A 19,128-nucleotide genomic window follows, 5' to 3' on the forward strand; every position below is an offset into this window, starting at 1 on the left:
CTAAGCAAATACCTCATGTCAGTTTGCGGGCGAGGCCTATTGCCTTTGTCGGCGGGCATTGCCATGTGTGTGATGCGTGCGGCCCGCATTCAGCGATTGTGGGCGGCACGGCAAGCAGATGAAGTCGATTCGCGGATAGTACGTTGAATTTTCGCCCCATGATCCTGAGCGGCCGCGGTGTCACGGCCGTTCTCGGCCCCACCAATACCGGCAAGACCCATTACGCAATCGAGCGGATGGTGGCGCATGGCAACGGTGTCATCGGCCTACCGTTGCGTCTTCTGGCGCGCGAGGTCTATACCCGTCTTGTCGAAAAGGTGGGCGCGCCGAATGTGGCGCTGATTACCGGCGAAGAGAAAATCTCACCCCCAAAAGCCAAATATTCCGTCTGCACGGTGGAAGCCATGCCGCGCGAGACGACGGCCGCTTTCGTCGCAATCGACGAAGTGCAACTGGCCGGCGATCTGGAGCGCGGGCATATTTTCACCGACCGCGTGCTGCACTTGCGCGGGCGAGAAGAAACGCTGCTTCTCGGCGCCGGTACGATGCGCCCGATCCTCGAAAAGCTGCTGCCGGGAATTACCGTGGTCGAGCGGCCGCGCCTGTCTCAGCTTTTTTATGCGGGCCAGAAGAAGATAACCCGCCTGCCGCAACGCACGGCAATCGTCGCCTTTTCGGCGGAAGAGGTCTATGCCATTGCCGAATTGGTGCGCCGCCAGCGCGGTGGTGCCGCCGTGGTGATGGGCGCGCTTTCGCCGCGCACGCGCAATGCCCAGGTGGGGCTCTACCAATCGGGCGACGTTGAATATCTCGTGGCGACGGATGCCATCGGCATGGGCCTCAACCTCGATGTCGATCATGTTGCCTTCGCGCAGGACCGCAAATTCGACGGTTACCAGTTCCGTAATCTCAATCCGGGCGAGATCGGCCAGATTGCCGGTCGCGCCGGTCGCCATCTTCGCGATGGCACTTTTGGTGTGACGGGGCGCGTCGATCCATTTGACGACGAGCTGGTGGAGCGCATCGAGACCCATCAGTTCGATTCGGTAAAGGTGCTGCAATGGCGGACGAAAAATTTCGATTTTTCCTCCATCGCCAATCTGCGCCTGAGCCTTGATGCTGCTCCGGCGATCCAGGGGCTTTCACGGGCCTTGCCGGCGATCGACCAGCAGGCGCTCGAATATTTGTCGCGTTACCCTGAGATCATCGACGTGACGACGACGGATGCACGGGTTGAAAAACTCTGGGAGGCGTGTGCGCTTCCCGATTATCGCCGCATTGCGCCCGCTCAACATGCGGATCTGATCTCAACGCTCTATTTCGATCTGGTAAAACGTGGCACGGTGAACGAAGATTTCATGGGCGAACAGGTGCGTCGTGCCGATCGTACCGATGGAGAGATCGATACCTTGTCTGCAAGGATTGCGCAGATCAGAACATGGACTTATGTATCGAACCGCCCAGGATGGCTTGCCGATCCGACACACTGGCAAGAAAAGACGCGGGAAATCGAAGATCGATTGTCCGATGCTCTACATGAAAGGTTGACGAAACGCTTTGTTGATCGCAGGACATCTGTGCTCATGAGGCGCCTGAGAGAGAATACGATGCTTGAAGCTGAAATCAGTGTAAATGGTGATGTCTTTGTAGAAGGACATCACGTCGGCCAGTTGGCCGGGTTCCGGTTCACGCCGGTGCCGGGAATGGAAGGGCCGGATCAGAAGGCCGTGCAGGCTGCGGCGCAGAAGGCGCTCGCGCTCGAATACGAGGCGCGTGCCGCGCGTCTGCACGCCAGTGGAAACGGTGATCTCGCTTTGAGCTCCGATGGTCTGGTTCGCTGGTTGGGCGAGCCGGTGGCCCGCCTTTCGGCAGGCGACAATATCATGAAGCCGCGCGTGATCCTGTTCGCCGACGAGCAGTTGAGCGGAAATGCCCGTGATCATGCGCTGGCGCGCGTCGAACGTTTCGTCAATCACCAGATTGCGACCGTGCTGAAGCCGCTGGACGATATTTCGCGCGCCGAAGACCTTCAGGGTTTGGCAAAGGGCCTGGCGTTCCAGCTGGTCGAAAATCTTGGCGTTCTCTTCCGCCGCGACGTCACCGAAGACGTAAAGTCTCTGGATCAGGACGCCCGTGCCTCCATGCGCCGTTACGGCGTGCGTTTCGGTGCCTATCACGTCTTCCTGCCCGCGCTTCTGAAACCCGCTCCGGCGGAGCTTGTCACGTTGCTCTGGGCGCTGAAGAACGATGGTCTCGGCAAGCCGGGTTATGGCGATCTCATTCCGGTGCTTGCCGCCGGCCGCACCTCTGTTGTGACGGACCCCACCTTCGAGCGGATGTTCTACAAGCTCGCCGGTTTCCGTTTCCTCGGAAAGCGCGCCGTGCGTATCGACATTCTCGAGCGTCTGGCCGATCTCATCCGTCCGCTGTTGCAGTGGAAACCCGGCCAGCAGCCGCGTCCGGAAGGCGCTTATGACGGCCGCCGTTTCACGACGACGACCGCGATGCTTTCCATTCTCGGCGCAACGCTCGACGACATGGAAGAAATCCTCAAGGGCCTCGGTTACCGTGCCGATCAGGTAACGGCGGAAGAGGCTCAGACCTTCCTCGCCAGCCAGACCGGTGCTGCGGCTCCTGCCGCTTCTGAAGCGGTAACGGAAGACGAGAGCGCAGAGACCGAGCAGGATGAACCGGCTTCCGAAGAGCAGGTCTCCGAGGCAGCGGCTGTTGTGGAGACCGAAACCGCTGAGGAAGCTCCGGTTGCGGAAGCCGTCAGCGAAGAGGTTGTCGCAAGCGAGGTCGTGTCCGCAGAGAGCACTGAGGCTACCGAGCCGAAGCCTGTTCTGTTGTGGCGTCCGGGTGGTCGCAACGAAAACCAGCGTGGCGAAAACCGTCGTCCCGGCAATCGCGATCAAGGCCGTGGCGAGGGTCGCGATCAGGCACCACGCGAGCAGGGTGAACGTCGCGGCGAAGGCCGTCGCGACAATCGTGACGGAGCAAATCGCGAAGCTGCCAATCGAGGCGGTGAAGGCGAACGCAAGCGTGATGGCGGACGTCCCGACCGTGGCAACAACCGCAACAATGATCGTCAGGATCGCGGGGAGCGCAAGGACAGGCCGGACCGTAACGATCGTGGTGGGAAACCGCAGGGTCAGCAGCGTTTCGAAGCCAAGCCGCCGCGTAAGGAAAAGCCGATCGATCCGGATTCGCCCTTCGCAAAGCTCGCTGCTCTCAAGGAGCAGCTGAAGAAGTAAGCTATGGGGAGCAACGAACAGCCACTCGAAAGCACGCGTCAGCGTCTGGACAAGTGGCTGTTCTTTGCCCGCATGGCCAAATCCCGTTCACTTGCCCAGAGCTACATTCAGTCGGGTAAGGTCAAGGTCAACGGTGTCGGCATCCGCCAGCCCAGCCATATGGTGAAGGCGGGAGACAGGCTCGATATCGGTTTCGAGCGCATGGACAAGGTGCTCGTCGTCAAATCCGGGGGTGAGCGGCGTGGACCCTACGAGGAAGCCAGACTTCTCTACGACGACCTGACGCCGCCACGCGAGCCCTCCGACCGTTTTAGCCCCCTTGAGCAGGCGATACGCCAGCCGGGCACCGGCCGCCCGACCAAAAAGGAGCGCCGGGCGATCGACAAGTTTCTGTCGGACAGCGACGGAAGCAAAGAATAGAATAAACCTCCAAGTCATACCCGTTTTTCAGAATTGTTTATCCTTGCTATCTGAAGGCAAAGGCATTACCTCACTTGCAAAATTGCCCTGTCTGAATTCCGGGCGACGGCTTGTGTTCCGAAGCCCACAGACCCGGCCTGCATATTCTGGAGTTCATCATGACATATGTCGTGACCGACAATTGCATTCGCTGCAAATATACCGATTGCGTTGAGGTTTGCCCCGTCGACTGCTTTTACGAGGGTGAAAATTTCCTCGCCATCAATCCTGACGAATGCATCGATTGTGGTGTGTGCGAACCGGAATGTCCTGCCGAAGCGATCAAGCCCGACACGGAGCCGGGTCTCGACAAATGGCTGAAGCTCAATACGGAATATGCGGCGATCTGGCCGAATATCACGATAAAGCGTGACCCCATGCCGGAAGCCAAGGAAATGGACGGCGTGACAGGCAAGCTGGAGCTTTATTTCTCCGCCGAGCCCGGTCAGGGCGACTGAGTTTCCGACACCCCGGTGTCTTTTATGCCGTAATTTTAAAAGCCCTCGCAGCGTAAGCACGAGGGCTTTTTGCTGACCTTCAGCCAGCTATCCGCCGCGGCCGGATTGCAAGGTGGTCGACAGCAACGTCAAAAGCGCGACACTGTCTTCCAGGCTTTGCCGCTGGCGGCTTTGCAATATGGCGGCTTGCAGACGGTTCATCTCGCGGGCGATCGCTGCCGGCTGCCAGGTCCGCAGTGCGCGTTCGATGACCGGCTTTCTGCGAAAATGGATGTGGCGTCCGAGTGTCTGCATGACCTGCCCGGCCTGCTGTTTTTTCTCGTCCATTTCGGCCCGCATCTGGTCCAGCAGCTGGAATTGCTTGAGGCACCCCTGAAGCACAAGAAAAATCGGCGTCTTCGACGAAACGATCTTCTGGGTCGCGTGGAAAAAGGCGTTTCTGTCACCCTTCAGGATGGCATCGACAGCGTCATCAGCCGAAACCGTACTGGCATCGCCGATGATCGCCAGCACATCGTCTTCTTCGATCACGTCGGCGCCCCGGCAGTAGAGCGCCAGCTTGCGGATCTCGTTGCGCGAGGCAATACGATCGCCGCCCAACTGGTCGATCAATCTCTGCCGTGCGGCCGGAGCAATGCGCAGATTGTCAGCGGACAGTTCCTGATCAATCAACGCATTCAACGAACGGGCGTCGTCCGCATAACAGGGGATTGCCGCGATCGAGCGTGCGGGCTCTGCGATCTTGCGCAGCCCGGTGCCTTTTTTGATATCGCCTGCCTCGATGATGAGGAAGCTCGCTTCGGGTGGCCTCTCGGCCAGAATCTGGAGAGCATCCACCAGCGCCTTTTCAGCCGAAGCACTTTTGACCCAGACGAGTTTTTCGCCGCCGAAAAGGCCGATAGCGTTTACCTCGTCGAGAAGGCGACCGGGATCACCCTGCAGGTCGGATGCGTTAAGCTTCAGTGATGCGAAGGCGTCATCGGGATCGATGCCGGTCCTTTTGGCAATGAAGCTGGCTCGCTCCGATACGAGGCCGCGATCCGGGCCGTAGAGCACGAAAATGCGAAAGCGCTCCGCCGGATTTTCGGCGAAGCGCTCAAATTCATGCGATTTTATCTCCGTCACCGCCGCGGCTCTCAGCGGCCGAGAGTGGCGGCGATATCGGTGCGGATGATTTCAGCCAGTTCGCGGGCCGCCCGGTTTTCTGCGTCGCGGATCGCCCTGATCTTGGCAAACTCCTGCTGTGGCAGATCCACCTGCGCGGTGACGTTGCGCCGTGCGGAGCGCAGGATCTGGCCGTCGGAAATGCGCGTCAGAACGTAATTGCCATTCATCACCACGCGGCCGGGATAAGGGCCGTTGTAGTTGTTGTTGGTGCGGGTCGTCAGGTCGTAGTTCTCGACTTCCGTGGAAGTGGCGCTCGAGCTTACGGATATCTTGACGTTGTACTGAGCAGTGGCCGGTTCGCCCGCGCCGCCGGACATCAGAAAGATCAACTGGTTGCGCACTTCCTGCGTTATGCGGTCACCGGCATTCGAAACGCTGACAGCCGCCAGCCTCTCCTTGGTTCCAGACGCCTCGCCATAAAGCGGGCGCACCTGGCAGCCAGCCAGAAGCCCGGCCATCATCACGACGGAAATTGCTGCCGCAACGCGGCTCCATCTCGAAAAAACGTCAGACAACAATGTTCACAATCCTCTGCGGAACCACGATGACTTTTTTGGGCTCGCCACCGGCAAGAATGGATTTGACGGCATCCAGCGCAAGGGCAGCCGCTCGGACCGCATCTTGATCCGCATCGCGCGCGATTGTCAATTCACCGCGCTTCTTGCCGTTGACCTGAACGGGCATGACCACATCGTTTTCTTCGACCAGCGAAGCCACGAAGGTTGGCCATGGCGTTTGGGCGACGAGACCCTCGTTGCCCAGCGCCGACCAGCATTCTTCCGCCAGATGTGGCGTCATGGGGGCGATGATGCGGATGAGGATTTCGACCGCATCGCGTGCCGCCGCCTTGACGTCTTCAGGCTTGCCGCCGGCCGCAACATCGGCAAGCGGGGCTGCGAGCGCGTTGACCAGTTCGTAAATACGGGCGATCGCCTTGTTGAAGGCGAGCTTGTCCAGATCCTCTTGAACGGCCTTCAGTGTCTTGTGGGCCGCCTTGGAGGCTACCAGGCCTTCACCCTCGCTCGCGGGCTTCGGCGTGACACTCTTCAGCTCATTGGCGACTTCGCCGATGATGCGCCAGACGCGCTGAACGAAGCGGTTTGAGCCCTCCACACCGGCTTCGGACCAGATGACGTCGCGATCGGGCGGAGAGTCCGACAGAACGAAGAAGCGTGCGGTATCCGCCCCGTAGGATGCAATGATATCGTCAGGGTCGACCACGTTCTTTTTCGACTTCGACATCTTCTCGATCGAGCCGATCTTCACTTCCGCGCCGGAGGACAGGAGGAATGCCCGGCGGGCGCCGTCCGTCTCTTCGATGCGCAGGTCGGCGGGCGCCACCCATTCGCGGCCGGTGCCTTCACCGTGGCTGTAGGTCTCGTGCACCACCATGCCCTGCGTGAACAGGCCCTTGAAGGGCTCCTTGACGCCGACATGGCCGGTCTCGCGCATGGCGCGGGTGAAGAAGCGCGAATAGAGCAAATGCAGAATGGCATGCTCGATGCCGCCGATATACTGATCGACGGGCAGCCAGTGGTTGGCGACCTTCGGGTCGGTCGGCTGGTCTTCCCACGGCGCGGTAAAGCGGGTGTAATACCAGCTGGAATCGACGAAGGTGTCCATCGTGTCGGTTTCGCGACGCGCGTCATGGCCGCATTGCGGGCAGGCAACGTGACGCCATGTGGGGTGCCGGTCCAGCGGGTTGCCGGGCACGTCGAAGGTCACGTCGTCCGGCAGCTTGACCGGCAGGTCCTTTTTCGGAACCGGCACCACGCCGCAGACTTCGCAATGGATGACGGGGATCGGGCAACCCCAGTAACGCTGGCGGGAAATGCCCCAGTCGCGCAGGCGGAAATTGACCTTGCGCTCGGCCTGCGGCGTGTTGCCCAGCGTCTGGGCAGAGAGTTTCTGCACGACCGCCTCAAAGGCATCGGTCGTGTTCATGCCGTTCAGAAAGCCGGAGTTGATCATCACGCCATCATCGGTGAAGGCGATGTCGTCAATGGTGAAGCTGGCAGCGTCGGGACCTTCCGGCGCAACGACGGCCACAACAGGCAGATCGTATTTGCGTGCGAAATCCAGATCGCGCTGGTCGCCCGAGGGGCAGCCGAAGATTGCGCCGGTGCCATAGTCCATCAGCACGAAGTTGGCGACATAGACCGGCAGTTCCCACGTCGGGTCCAGCGGATGCACGACCTTAACGCCAGTATCGATACCCTTCTTTTCCGCCGTTTCCAGCGCTGCGAGAGACGTGCCATGGCGGCGGCATTCGTCGCAGAACTCGGCAATATCAGCGTTCTTCTCCGACAGCTCTCTCCCCAGCGGATGATCGGCGGCGATTGCCAGGAAGGATGCGCCGAACAGGGTGTCGGGACGCGTCGTATAAACGGTGATGTCGGAAAAGCCTTCCGGCACTGTGCCAGCAACGGTCTGCCAGCGCAGCGACAGGCCTTCGGAGCGGCCGATCCAGTTCTTCTGCATCAGCCGCACTTTTTCCGGCCACTGGTCCAGCGTGTCCAGCTCATCCAGCAGATCCTGGCTGAAATCGGTGATGCGGAAGAACCATTGCGTCAATTCGCGCTGTTCGACCAGCGCGCCGGAACGCCAGCCGCGGCCGTCGATCACCTGCTCATTGGCCAGAACCGTATGGTCGACCGGGTCCCAGTTGACCTTGGACTGCTTGCGGTAGACCAGACCCTTTTCCATGAAGTCGACAAACAGCGCCTGCTGACGATGGTAATATTCCACATCGCAGGTCGCGAATTCACGAGTCCAGTCCAGCGACAGGCCCATGGATTTCAGCTGGTCGCGCATGGTGGCGATGTTCTGGTAGGTCCAGTCTTTCGGGTGGACCTTGTTCTGCATCGCAGCGTTTTCGGCAGGCATGCCAAAGGCGTCCCAGCCCATCGGGTGCAGAACGTTGAAGCCGCGCGCGCGCTTGTAACGGGCGACGACGTCGCCCATGGCGTAGTTGCGGACGTGACCCATGTGAATGCGTCCCGACGGGTAGGGAAACATCTCAAGAACGTAATACTTCTCACGCGGATCGCTGTTGTCGGTTACGAAAACCTTGTCTTCGTTCCATTTCTGCTGCCAGCGCGGCTCGGCGTCGCGAGGATTGTAACGTTCGATGGCCATTGTTTAGAATTCCGGGTATCGAGGGGAAAAATTTGCGCTGACCTTCACCATGAAACGACCGGGGCGTCAAGTTTGGCGGGACGTTCGGGCGTTCAATCTTGGCCAGCGTTCCTCAAATGGTGCTAAAGCCGCTTGGCATCAAGGCAATCGGCGTCTAGTTAGCGTTCAGAATGGTTCAAATAAAGGTCCTGTGATGGAAATCGAAGCACGTCTTGAGGATGTCAGGCAGCGCATAGCGGAGACAGCGGAAAAGTCCGGCCGCAAGGCGGCGGATGTTACCCTCGTCGCCGTTTCGAAGACGTTCGAAGCGGAAGAGATCCAGCCGGTGATCGACAGCGGTCAGCGCGTGTTCGGCGAGAACCGCGTGCAGGAAGCGCAGGGCAAGTGGCCCGCGCTGAAAGAGAAGACACCTGACATCGAGCTGCACCTGATCGGTCCGCTGCAATCCAACAAGGCGGCGGATGCCGTTGCGCTGTTCGATGTCGTGCAGAGCATTGACCGGGAAAAGATCGCCCGTGCGCTTTCCGAGGAATGCGGCAAACAGGGGCGCAGCCTTCGTTTTTATGTTCAGGTCAATACCGGGCTTGAGCCGCAGAAGGCGGGCATCGATCCGCGCGAGACAGTCGCTTTCGTGGCTTTTTGCCGGGACGAGCTGAAATTGCCGGTCGAGGGATTGATGTGCATTCCGCCGGCTGAGGAAAATCCCGGCCCGCATTTCGCGCTTCTGGCGAAGCTTGCCAAACAATGCGGCCTTGAGAAGCTTTCCATGGGCATGTCCGGCGATTTCGAGACGGCGATAGAATTCGGCGCCACCAGCGTGCGCGTCGGCTCGGCAATCTTCGGCGCGCGGTAGGCTCTGAAAACAAAAAACCCGGCACAGCGGCCGGGTTTTCATAAACGGAAAGACTTTCGATCAGTAGTGATCGTCCTCGTCTTCGTCCTTCGGTGCCGATTTCAGCGAGCTGAGCTTCTTGAAGACGGCGTCCGCGTCGATCTGCTTTTCTTCTTCTTCGCGCTGGAAGCTGTAGTCCAGACCTTCCGTCGCCGTTGCCGGCTGCAGCGTGTTGCCAAGCTCTTCTGCGGTCGGCAGCGGGCGGCCGCGCGATGCGCGTTCGACTTCGAGGTCGAGATCGATCTGACTGCAGAGGCCAAGCGTTACCGGGTCCATCGGGGTCAGGTTGGCCGAGTTCCAGTGGGTACGGTCGCGGATCTGCTCGATGGTGGATTTGGTGGTGCCGACGAGGCGCGAAATCTGCGCATCCTTCAGTTCCGGATGGTTACGAACCAGCCAGAGAATGGCGTTCGGACGATCCTGGCGCTTGGAAACCGGCGTGTAGCGCGGGCCACGGCGCTTGGATTCAGGCACACGGACCTTCGGCTCGGAAAGCTTGAGCTTGTGGTTGGGATTGCCTTCAGCGCGGGCGATCTCGTCGCGGGAAAGCTGTCCGGTCGCTATCGGATCCAGACCCTTGATGCCCTGCGCGGCTTCACCGTCGGCAATTGCCTTGACTTCGAGCGGATGCAGTTTGCAGAACGTGGCGATCTGATCGAACGACAGCGCGGTGTTGTCAACCAGCCATACAGCCGTAGCTTTTGGCATGAGCAATTGTTGAGCCATAGATACAGTCCTTCTGTCCGTCCGCGCCGGGGTCGCGGGCGTGGTATCAACCACTGATTTCCGGGATAATTGGCGCTCTATAACTGGATTGCATCATAATTGCAATTCTTTGCGAAACAAATGCCTTTGTCTAATTGCCGTGTGCATTTGAACTGCTATGAATTCAACACATGCCTGAGGTGGGAGTCTCAAGGCCACGCATATCTAGCTATATCTGGTTCCAGGAGGAGTTCATGTCTGCCAAAATCTACCCGGTGCTCAAATCGGCAAAAGCCCGGACGCTCATCGACAATGAGCGTTACCAGAAATGGTATCAGGAGAGCGTCGAGAACCCCGAAAAATTCTGGGACAAGCATGGCCGGCGGATCGACTGGTTCAAGCCCTATACCAAGGTCAAGAACACCTCCTTCAAGGGAAGAGTGCCGATCAAGTGGTTCGAGGACGGCCTGACCAACGTCTCCTATAACTGTATCGACAGGCATCTGAAGACGCATGGCGAGCGCACGGCGATCATCTGGGAAGGCGACAATCCCTATATCGACAAGAAGATCACCTATAACCAGCTCTACGATTATGTCTGCCGTCTGGCCAATGTGCTGAAGAAGCACGGCGTCAAGAAGGGCGACCGCGTCACCATCTACATGCCGATGATCCCCGAGGCGGCCTATGCCATGCTTGCCTGTGCCCGCATCGGTGCCGTGCATTCCGTCGTCTTTGGCGGCTTCTCGCCGGAAGCGCTGGCCGGCCGTATCGTCGACTGTGAATCAACCTTCGTCATCACCTGCGATGAAGGCGTGCGCGGCGGCAAGCCGATCCCGCTCAAGGAAAACACCGACAAGGCGATCGATATCGCCGCCAAGCAATATGTCATCGTCAACAAGGTTCTTGTCGTGCGCCGCACGGGCGGCAAGACCGGCTGGGCGCCAGGCCGCGATATCTGGTACCATCAGGAAATCGCCACGGTGAAACCGGATTGCCCACCGGCGAAGATGCGAGCGGAAGATCCGCTGTTCATCCTCTACACATCAGGTTCCACCGGTAAGCCCAAGGGCGTTCTGCACACGACGGGTGGTTACCTCGTCTATACGTCGATGACGCATGAATATGTCTTCGACTACAAGGATGGCGAGGTCTTCTGGTGTACGGCCGATGTCGGCTGGGTTACCGGACATTCTTATATTGTCTATGGGCCGCTTGCGAATTGTGCGACGACGCTGATGTTCGAGGGTGTTCCCAACTTCCCGGATCAGGGTCGTTTCTGGGAAGTTATCGACAAACATAAAGTCAATATCTTCTATACCGCGCCGACGGCGCTCCGATCGCTGATGGGGGCGGGCGACCAGTTCGTCACGCGCTCGTCGCGCGACAGCCTGCGGCTGCTTGGAACGGTCGGCGAGCCGATCAATCCGGAAGCATGGGAGTGGTATTACCATGTGGTCGGCGAGGACAAGAGCCCGATTGTTGATACCTGGTGGCAGACGGAAACTGGCGGTATTCTGATATCGCCGTTGCCGGGCGCGACCGATCTGAAGCCGGGTTCGGCGACACGGCCATTCTTCGGCGTGCAGCCGCAGCTTGTCGATGCTGAAGGCAATGTGCTGGAAGGGCCGGCCGACGGCAATCTCTGCATCATCGATAGCTGGCCGGGCCAGTCGCGAACCGTCTATGGCGATCACCAGCGCTTTATCGACACCTATTTCTCGACCTACAAGGGCAAGTACTTCACTGGCGACGGCTGCCGGCGCGATGAGGATGGCTACTATTGGATCACCGGCCGCGTCGATGACGTGCTGAACGTTTCCGGCCACCGCCTCGGCACAGCCGAGGTGGAATCGGCGCTGGTATCGCATCACCAGGTTTCGGAAGCGGCCGTGGTCGGTTATCCGCACCCCATCAAGGGTCAGGGCATCTATTGTTATGTCACGCTGATGGCCGGGCAGAATGGCGATTATGCGCTGCGCGAGGAGCTTATAAAGCACGTGCGCAACGAGATCGGGCCGGTTGCGACGCCCGACAAGATCCAGTTCGCGCCGGGTCTGCCCAAGACCCGTTCCGGCAAGATCATGCGGCGCATCCTGCGGAAAATCGCCGAGGATGATTTCGGTGCGCTGGGGGATACATCTACACTCGCCGATCCGGCAGTGGTCGAGGATCTCATCGCCAACCGGCAGAACCGGCTGGCCGCCTCCTGACGGTCGACCATATTGAGAAAGGCTGCTTCGGCAGCCTTTTTTCTTAGCTGTCGTGTCCATAAACAAAAACACCCGGAGGCGAACCTCCGGGTGTTTTCAATTCTATCCTGACAGGATTACTGGCCGCGGATCTTCTTCAGGTCCGCCAGAACGGCGTCAACGACGTCAGCGCCGATTTCAGCCTTGTGCTTTTCGTAGACGACCATCGACTTCTCGCGAATACGGGTCTGTTCTTCCGGAGACAGCGTGTTCACTTCGAGACCGGCAGCCTTGATCTTCTCCAGCGACTTCTGGTTCAGTTCGCGGATGACCTTACGCTCTTCGTCACGGCCGACGACTGCGCATTCACGCAGGGCCGTCTGTTCTTCGGGCGAGTAGCTGTCGAAGATCGGCTTGGAGAAGAGGAAGAGGAACGGTGTGTAGGCGTGGTTCGTCTCGGTGATGTACTTCTGCACCTCGTAGAACTTGGAGGTGTCGATCGTTACATAGGGGTTTTCCTGTGCGTCGATCGCGTTGGTTTCAAGCGCCGAGAACACTTCGCCGAAAGCCATCGGCGTCGCATTGGCACCGAGGTTCTGGAAGGTGTCGAGGAAGATGTTGTTCTGCATCACGCGAACCTTGAGGCCGGAGAAGTCTTCCCACTTGTTCACGGCATGCTTGGAGTTCGACAGGTTGCGGAAGCCGTTTTCCCAGTAAGCCAGGTTTACGAGGCCCTGTTCTTCCAGCTTCTTGTTCATCATGTCGCCGAAGGTGCCGTCCATCACGGCATCGGCTTCCTTGTCGTTGGCAAAGAGGAACGGCAGGTCGAAGACGCCGAGCGACGGGATCAGGCCGACGAGCGGCGACGAAGACGTCACGACCGCTTCCTGAACGCCGGAGCGCAGGGCCTGCGTCGCCTGAAGGTCGCCGCCGAGAGCGCCGCCCCAGAATGCGGTCAGCTTCAGCTTGCCGCCGGACTTTTCATCGAGGCAGGCCTGCATGGCCTTGACGCCGTTGCCAACCGGGTGATCCTGGTTGATGCCGTTCGAGAGACGGATGTTGCGGCTTTTGAATTCAGCCATTGCCGGTGCTGCAGCGCCGACCGCAAAAGCGATCGCCGTAGTGGTCAGAAGAAGCTTTCTCATAATATCCTCCCTTGGATTGTTGTCGAGAAAAGTATCGATTAACGAAGGTACTGCAACGGAACCATGACGATTTCCGGGAAAATCACGAGCAGCGCCAGAACGATGGTTTCGGCGACGAGGAACGGCCAGACGCCGATCGTGACCTTGCCGAGCGGGATGCGCCCGACGCCGCTGACGACGTTCAGCACGACGCCTACCGGAGGGGTAATCAGGCCGATGGCGTTGTTGACGATGAAGAGAACGCCGAAATAGACTGGGTCGATGCCCGCCTGCTTGATGATGGGCATCAGAACAGGCGTCAGGATCAGAATGGTCGGCGTCAGGTCGAGCGCGGTTCCGACAACGAAGACCAGCACCATGATGACGACCATCAGAAGCATCGGGCGATCGATCAGCGGTTCGATATAGCCTGCGATTTCGTTCGGAATGTTCGCAGCCGTGATGAGCCAGGCGGAAACGAGCGCGGCGCAGACGAGGAACATGATGATGGAGGTGCTTTTGGCGGCGCGCAGAAGAACGTGGAACAGATCCGCCGGCTTCAGTTCGCGGTAGATCACCATGCCGACGAAGAGTGCGTAAGCTGCCGCGACGACGGCAGCTTCCGTCGGCGTCATGATGCCCGCCTTGATGCCGCCGAGAATGATGACCGGCATGCCGAGCGCCCAGCCCGCGCGAGCGGTGACAACCAGACGTTCCTTGGCACTGGTTCTTGGCAGCGGCTGGACGTTGTCCTTTCGGACCACGATCAGCCAGGCAATGATCAGCGAAATGCCCATCAGAATGCCGGGAACGATACCCGCGAGGAACAGCTGTGTGATCGAGACGTTGGCAGCGACACCGAAGACGATGAAGGCCATGGACGGCGGAATGACCGGGGCGATGATGCCGCCTGCGGCGATAAGGCCACCGGAACGCGGAATATTGTAACCGGCCTTCGCCATCATCGGGATGAGGATTGCGGCAAGGGCTGCAGTATCGGCTGCGGCCGAACCGGAGATGCTGGCCATGATGATGGCCGCGACGATCGCCACGATGCCGAGACCGCCCCTGATATGGCCGACGAGCGCGATTGCAAAGTCGATGATGCGGCGGGAAAGACCGCCTGAATTCATCAACTCACCAGCCAGAATGAAGAAAGGGATGGCGAGCAGCGTAAAGGTGTCCGCGCCCGAAATCATGTTCTGAGCGATGATCTGGGTGTTGAACATGTCCATGTACCACATGAGCACGACGCCACAGAACATCAGCGAGAAAGCGACGGGAACGCCAATCGCCATGGCTCCTAGAAGAGAGCCGACAAAAACGAGAAGTGTCATAGTATCAGCGCTCCGAAAGCTGTTCGATCGTCAGGTTCTCGCCCGCGAACTGGGCGATTTCGTCCTCTGTCACGCGGCCCGTCAAGTAACGGTACAGGCGTTCCAGCGCGATGATGAACATCAGGCCACCGGTGAACATGCCGATGCCATAGACCCAGATCATCGACAGCTTGGTGACGGGAGCATGCATGCTGGCATTGATGCCGGACTGCTTCCACGTTCCCCAGAAGAAGATGGCGGAACAGGCCAGAATGATGATGTTCGACGCGATCATGCAGACGACGCGGGCGCGGCGCGACAGGAACATCACCAGAGTTTCGATGCCCATATGGCTGTTTTCACGGAAGGTCAGCACGGCGCCGATGAAGGTCAGCCATACGAAGAAGTATCGCGACAGTTCTTCCGAGATGTTGATGCCGGAATTCATCGTGTAACGCATGACGACGTTGACAAAGACCATGATCGACATGCCGGCGAGCAGCAGGACGAGAATGACTTCGAGAATCCGGTAAAAGAGATTGATGGTCTTTTGCATTTCCCCTCCCGAAGGAATATTTGAAGCATTTTCGGCGAGGGACCGCCGTCAATGCTTCACCTATTGGTTTCGCAATGCCTGAGGCAAAACCGCGATGCAGTTTTGCCGGATTGCCTAGAGCAGCCCGCGTTTCGCCAGGTTGCGCATCAGGGCCGCCGTGCCGAATGTCCATTCCGGGCATTCGTCTGTCGTCGTGACCCAGTTGATCAGCTTGCCGAGCTTGGGCGTGGAGATTTCAACGCGGTCGCCCTTGGAGTGGGTGAAACCGAGGCCCGGGCCATTGCGGTCCTTTACCGGCGCGAACATCGTACCAAGGAAAAAGACGGCACCATCTGGATATTGATGGTTGCGGTTCAAGAGCTGGGAGGCGAGGTTTTCCGGCGTACGGCTGATCGCCTGCATCGCGCTCGCCCCCGTCATGGTGAAGCCGTCATCACCCTCGACCAGAAGCGATATCTGCGCCTTTTTCACGTCTTCGATGGTGAAGCTTCCGTCAAACAGGCGGATGAAAGGACCGATCGCGCAGGATGCGTTGTTGTCTTTCGCCTTGCTGAGAAGCAAGGCGGAGCGGCCTTCAAAATCACGCAGGTTGACGTCGTTGCCGAGCGTTGCGCCGACGATGCGGCCGTCGGAGGCGATGGCGAGCACCACTTCCGGCTCCGGGTTGTTCCATTGCGATTTCGGGTGAACGCCGATCAGCGCGCCGCAACCAACGGAGGCCATGGCCTGCGCCTTGGAGAATATTTCCGCATCCGGGCCGATGCCCACTTCCAGATATTGCGACCAGAGGCCCATTTCCTGGAGCAGTTTCTTCACTTCGGCCGCTTTTTCGGAGCCGGCCTCAAGTCCCTTGAGATTGTCGCCGAGAACGGGCGCCAATCGTCCGCGGATTTCCTGCGCGCGCAGCGGATCGCCCTTGGCCTGCTCTTCGATCACGCGTTCCAGCATGCTGTCGGCGAAGGTAACGCCTGCTGCCTTGACAGCCTGAATGTCGTTGGGGGCAAGAAGCTCGCCGGCGGAGCCATCCAGAAAGGCCTCAAGCGTGCCAAGCGCCACGAATGTGCCGGTGTCGGCAAGACGCTCAACCAGATCCGTCTTTTCCAGAAGTTCGGACATGGTGGGCGAAAGAGAGGTCAGGTCGTAAAGCACGCCGCCTTTGAGCAGCACGGGGCAGGGGCCGCCTTCGCTTTTCGACCAGACGCGACCGACGAGCAGCGCGCTTTCAAAATCTTCAGGCAAAATAGCGGTAGCGTCGATGGACCTTGAACCGGTCATGTATATCCTCCCCTTCAGCCCTCCGACAGCCGCCTCCTGCGGTCATATTGTCTGGATGTCTGACAACCTAATCTTATTCTTCTTAGTATGACTTTTGCGACGAGTCTAGCGGCCTCGCGGACAAAATTATCGTCTTTCGCCTCTGGATCGCATGAAAGCTGTCTTATAGCTTTCATGCTCGTACCTCTGTTTACCGTTCAGAAGATATCCAGTTCGAGATTGACCCGGCTTGCGGCGCCGAGCAGATGCTTGCGCATGGCGTCCTTGGCCGCCGTCGCATCGGCTTTCTCGACGGCTTCGTAGATCGCCACATGTTCGGCGATCGTCACCTCGAGGATCTCCCCGAAAACAGCGCGGGAGAAGGCGATGTTGATGGCGGAACTGATGCGTTCCGCGATGAAGCCGAGGAACATCAGGAAATATTCGTTCTGCGTCGCCTCCGCCAGAATGCGGTGAAAGTCGAGATCGGCTGCAACACCTTCCGTCGACCAGTCGTCGGTCGTCCGCATCTTTTCCAGTGCGGCCGCCAGACGCGCCAGTTGCTGCGGGTTGCGGTGGAGTGCTGCGAGACCCGCAGCCTCGATTTCCATCGGCATGCGAAGCTGGAACAGATCGCGGAAATTTTCCGGATCGTTCAGGCGCGACCGCTCGATGCGAATGGACAGTCGCTGCCGGGGATCGGTGACGAATGCGCCCACGCCTTGGCGCGTTTCGACAAAACCCTCGTTGCGCAATTGCGCGATCGCCTCGCGAATGACCGAGCGGCTGACGCCGAATGTTTTTGCCAGAACATGTTCCGTTGGCAGCCTGTCGCCCGGCCCGAGTTTCGAATCATTGATCTCGCGGGCGATCTCTGCGGCGATACGGCCGGGCAGATGATCGTTGCGATGTATCTGATTGAACTCCAACGTCATGATTGCTCCCGTTCCACAGAAACGATTGGTCTGTTTTCCCGCGGCAGGCGACTTCCTCCTTCGCCGTCAGCGGGTTTTTCAGAGGCGGCACGTTCGGCCACCTCTGTTATTTCTCGATTAGCTATCCGGTTGCAGGGTTATCTGGCAACCGGGATTCATTCGCAAATCGGGGTCGAAGGCGTTTTTCAATCCCGTGATCATCCGGCGCTGTACATCAGATAGCCGGCTTTCGAAATCGGAGCGTTTCAGGCGGCCGATGCCGTGTTCGGCGCTGATGCTGCCGACATAACGGTCGAGCACTTCGTTGACGAGCGTTTTGGACTTGTAGATGAACGCCTCGCGCTCTTGCGGCGTCGCGCCGTTCGGTGGCAGGACGTTGAGATGGACATTGCCGTCTCCAACATGGCCATAGGAAACCGCAAGGCACTCCGGCAGCTTTTCCGCCAGTTCGGCCTCGGCTTCGGCCACGAAGGCCGCAAGTTTCGACAGCGGCACCGAAATATCGGTGCGCATATGGGAACCGCGCAGCGCCTGACCTTCGTTCATGCCCTCGCGGAAGAGCCACAGCGATTGTGCCTGTGCCCGCGAGGAGGCGATGACGCCGTCCAGCACCAGGCCGTCTTCCATGACACCCTCGAGGAACCGCCCCATCAGGTCGGCGGTATCAACCAGTCCGGAACCGGAAATTTCCATCAGCACATAGGCCGGGTAATCGCCAGCGATCGGCATCTTGAGGTCGGGTATGGCTTCGATTGCCAGTGTGAAGGCAACCGGCGGCATGAATTCGAAGGCGGACATCAGGTCGCAGCATTCGCGGCGGGCGCGACGGTAAAGCTTGATGGCATCGTCAAGTGAATTGAGGCCGAGCAGCGCGGTCTCGACATGTTCGGGATTGGGGTAAAGCTTGACGGACACGGCCGTGATGATGCCGAGCGTTCCTTCCGCGCCGATGAACAGCTGCTTCAGATCGATGCCGCGATTGTCCTTGCGCAGCGTCGACAGGCCGTTCCAGATGGTGCCGTCAGGCAATACCACTTCGAGACCCAGCACCAGTTCGCGGGTCATGCCGTAACGCAGAACGTTGATGCCGCCGGCATTGGTGGAGACATTGCCGCCGATGCGGCAGCTGCCCTGTGCGCCAAGCGACAGCGGGAAGAACATTCCCTTGTCCTGAACCGCATCCTTGAATTCCGACAGAATGCAGCCCGCTTCGACGACAGCCGAAAAATCGTCGCTGTCTATGGTGCGGATGGCGTTCATGCGCTCGAGACTGAGGACGACCTGACGTTTGGGGGCATCGGGAATGCCGCCGAGCACCAGTCCGGTATTGCCGCCCTGGGGAATGATGGCGAGGCCGAGTTCGGCGCAGGCACGAACCGTGTCGGAGACTTCCTTGGTCGATCGAGGGCGGATCACGGCCACAGCCGAGCTGGTGACGTCGCCGTGCCAGTCGCGGCAATAGCGCAGCATGTCTTCCTGCGATGTCAGCAGCAAAGCCTCACCGAGCCTGTTTTTCAACGAGAACCGCAATTCCTCGATATCGTGTTCGCTCACGATCGTCATTCCACCCTCTCCGTCCAATCCGCCCTAAAATATCCGGGCAAAGGTCTTTCGCCCTTGCTTTTGCCGGTTTGTGAAAAAATACTATTTTCAATCAGACCATATAAGGTTATCAGAC

At 59.1% G+C, this 19,128-nt stretch carries 15 protein-coding genes; 5 read left to right on the forward strand and 10 right to left on the reverse strand.

What is annotated here, in order from left to right:
* Positions 1-158: 158 nt before the first annotated feature.
* The 3 genes from RBH10_RS23060 to fdxA all read left to right on the forward strand — a co-directional run bounded on the left by RBH10_RS23060 (position 159) and on the right by fdxA (position 4,171).
* Positions 159-3,254: a helicase-related protein gene (locus RBH10_RS23060; protein ID WP_281038392.1), complete on the forward strand. Its 3,096-nt coding sequence runs from the start codon at positions 159-161 to the stop codon at positions 3,252-3,254.
* Positions 3,255-3,257: 3 nt separating this feature from the next.
* Positions 3,258-3,674, forward strand: a complete 417-nt coding sequence (locus RBH10_RS23065; protein WP_281038302.1) for an RNA-binding S4 domain-containing protein — start codon at positions 3,258-3,260, stop codon at positions 3,672-3,674.
* Between the two features lie 158 nt (positions 3,675-3,832).
* Positions 3,833-4,171, forward strand: a complete 339-nt coding sequence (gene fdxA / locus RBH10_RS23070) for a ferredoxin FdxA (RefSeq protein WP_045020564.1) — start codon at positions 3,833-3,835, stop codon at positions 4,169-4,171.
* Positions 4,172-4,258: 87 nt separating this feature from the next.
* On the opposite strand, the gene holA is transcribed toward fdxA, so the two are convergent.
* The 3 genes from holA to leuS are packed head-to-tail and all read right to left on the reverse strand — an operon-like array spanning position 4,259 to position 8,476.
* Positions 4,259-5,296 (reverse strand): DNA polymerase III subunit delta, encoded by a 1,038-nt coding sequence (gene holA, locus RBH10_RS23075; protein ID WP_281038301.1) that lies wholly within the window; start codon positions 5,294-5,296, stop codon positions 4,259-4,261.
* Between the two features lie 11 nt (positions 5,297-5,307).
* Positions 5,308-5,853 carry an LPS assembly lipoprotein LptE gene (gene lptE / locus RBH10_RS23080; protein ID WP_281038300.1) on the reverse strand — a complete coding sequence of 182 codons (546 nt, stop codon included), beginning with the start codon at positions 5,851-5,853 and terminating at the stop codon, positions 5,308-5,310.
* Positions 5,846-8,476 (reverse strand): leucine--tRNA ligase, encoded by a 2,631-nt coding sequence (gene leuS / locus RBH10_RS23085; protein WP_281038299.1) that lies wholly within the window; start codon positions 8,474-8,476, stop codon positions 5,846-5,848. Before leuS ends, lptE begins: the two co-directional genes overlap by 8 nt.
* Positions 8,477-8,669: 193 nt before the next feature.
* On the opposite strand from leuS, the gene RBH10_RS23090 reads away from it, so the two are divergent.
* The gene (locus tag RBH10_RS23090; RefSeq protein WP_281038298.1) at positions 8,670-9,329 is read left to right on the forward strand and encodes a YggS family pyridoxal phosphate-dependent enzyme; all 660 of its coding nucleotides are present in this window, start codon (positions 8,670-8,672) and stop codon (positions 9,327-9,329) included.
* A 60-nt stretch (positions 9,330-9,389) separates the two neighbouring features.
* On the opposite strand, the gene RBH10_RS23095 is transcribed toward RBH10_RS23090, so the two are convergent.
* The gene (locus RBH10_RS23095; protein WP_045020277.1) at positions 9,390-10,094 is read right to left on the reverse strand and encodes a DUF1013 domain-containing protein; all 705 of its coding nucleotides are present in this window, start codon (positions 10,092-10,094) and stop codon (positions 9,390-9,392) included.
* A gap of 233 nt (positions 10,095-10,327) precedes the next feature.
* Between RBH10_RS23095 and acs the strand changes: the two genes are divergently transcribed.
* Complete coding sequence (gene acs, locus RBH10_RS23100) at positions 10,328-12,286, forward strand: acetate--CoA ligase (RefSeq protein ID WP_281038297.1); 1,959 nt, start codon at positions 10,328-10,330, stop codon at positions 12,284-12,286.
* Positions 12,287-12,402: 116 nt separating this feature from the next.
* Here acs and RBH10_RS23105 read toward each other — a convergent pair whose 3' ends face one another.
* The 6 genes from RBH10_RS23105 to RBH10_RS23130 form a co-directional block, all read right to left on the reverse strand.
* Positions 12,403-13,410 carry a TRAP transporter substrate-binding protein gene (locus RBH10_RS23105; RefSeq protein WP_045020274.1) on the reverse strand — a complete coding sequence of 336 codons (1,008 nt, stop codon included), beginning with the start codon at positions 13,408-13,410 and terminating at the stop codon, positions 12,403-12,405.
* Positions 13,411-13,448: 38 nt separating this feature from the next.
* Positions 13,449-14,726 (reverse strand): TRAP transporter large permease, encoded by a 1,278-nt coding sequence (locus tag RBH10_RS23110; protein WP_045020272.1) that lies wholly within the window; start codon positions 14,724-14,726, stop codon positions 13,449-13,451.
* A 4-nt stretch (positions 14,727-14,730) separates the two neighbouring features.
* The gene (locus RBH10_RS23115; RefSeq protein ID WP_045020270.1) at positions 14,731-15,261 is read right to left on the reverse strand and encodes a TRAP transporter small permease; all 531 of its coding nucleotides are present in this window, start codon (positions 15,259-15,261) and stop codon (positions 14,731-14,733) included.
* Positions 15,262-15,375: 114 nt separating this feature from the next.
* A complete protein-coding gene (locus RBH10_RS23120) occupies positions 15,376-16,536 on the reverse strand; it encodes a fumarylacetoacetate hydrolase family protein (RefSeq protein ID WP_281038296.1) in 1,161 nt (386 codons plus the stop codon).
* Positions 16,537-16,733: 197 nt separating this feature from the next.
* Complete coding sequence (locus RBH10_RS23125; RefSeq protein WP_045020267.1) at positions 16,734-17,450, reverse strand: FadR/GntR family transcriptional regulator; 717 nt, start codon at positions 17,448-17,450, stop codon at positions 16,734-16,736.
* 117 nt (positions 17,451-17,567) lie between these two features.
* Entirely contained in the window at positions 17,568-19,013 is a 1,446-nt protein-coding gene (locus tag RBH10_RS23130; protein WP_281038295.1) for an FAD-binding oxidoreductase, read from the reverse strand.
* Positions 19,014-19,128: the final 115 nt, after the last annotated feature.

The organism is Rhizobium sp. AN73 (assembly GCF_030757975.1).
Lineage (GTDB): Bacteria > Pseudomonadota > Alphaproteobacteria > Rhizobiales > Rhizobiaceae > Agrobacterium > Agrobacterium arsenijevicii.

Coding starts and splice junctions, on each gene's coding strand:
- fdxA (WP_045020564.1), top strand. CDS start 3,833: ATGACATATGTCGTGACCGACAATTGCATTCGCTGCAAATATACCGAT.
- RBH10_RS23125 (WP_045020267.1), bottom strand. CDS start 17,450: ATGACGTTGGAGTTCAATCAGATACATCGCAACGATCATCTGCCCGGC.
- acs (WP_281038297.1), top strand. CDS start 10,328: ATGTCTGCCAAAATCTACCCGGTGCTCAAATCGGCAAAAGCCCGGACG.
- RBH10_RS23060 (WP_281038392.1), top strand. CDS start 159: ATGATCCTGAGCGGCCGCGGTGTCACGGCCGTTCTCGGCCCCACCAAT.
- RBH10_RS23065 (WP_281038302.1), top strand. CDS start 3,258: ATGGGGAGCAACGAACAGCCACTCGAAAGCACGCGTCAGCGTCTGGAC.
- RBH10_RS23130 (WP_281038295.1), bottom strand. CDS start 19,013: ATGACGATCGTGAGCGAACACGATATCGAGGAATTGCGGTTCTCGTTG.
- RBH10_RS23090 (WP_281038298.1), top strand. CDS start 8,670: ATGGAAATCGAAGCACGTCTTGAGGATGTCAGGCAGCGCATAGCGGAG.
- leuS (WP_281038299.1), bottom strand. CDS start 8,476: ATGGCCATCGAACGTTACAATCCTCGCGACGCCGAGCCGCGCTGGCAG.
- RBH10_RS23105 (WP_045020274.1), bottom strand. CDS start 13,410: ATGAGAAAGCTTCTTCTGACCACTACGGCGATCGCTTTTGCGGTCGGC.
- RBH10_RS23095 (WP_045020277.1), bottom strand. CDS start 10,094: ATGGCTCAACAATTGCTCATGCCAAAAGCTACGGCTGTATGGCTGGTT.
- RBH10_RS23110 (WP_045020272.1), bottom strand. CDS start 14,726: ATGACACTTCTCGTTTTTGTCGGCTCTCTTCTAGGAGCCATGGCGATT.
- RBH10_RS23120 (WP_281038296.1), bottom strand. CDS start 16,536: ATGACCGGTTCAAGGTCCATCGACGCTACCGCTATTTTGCCTGAAGAT.
- RBH10_RS23115 (WP_045020270.1), bottom strand. CDS start 15,261: ATGCAAAAGACCATCAATCTCTTTTACCGGATTCTCGAAGTCATTCTC.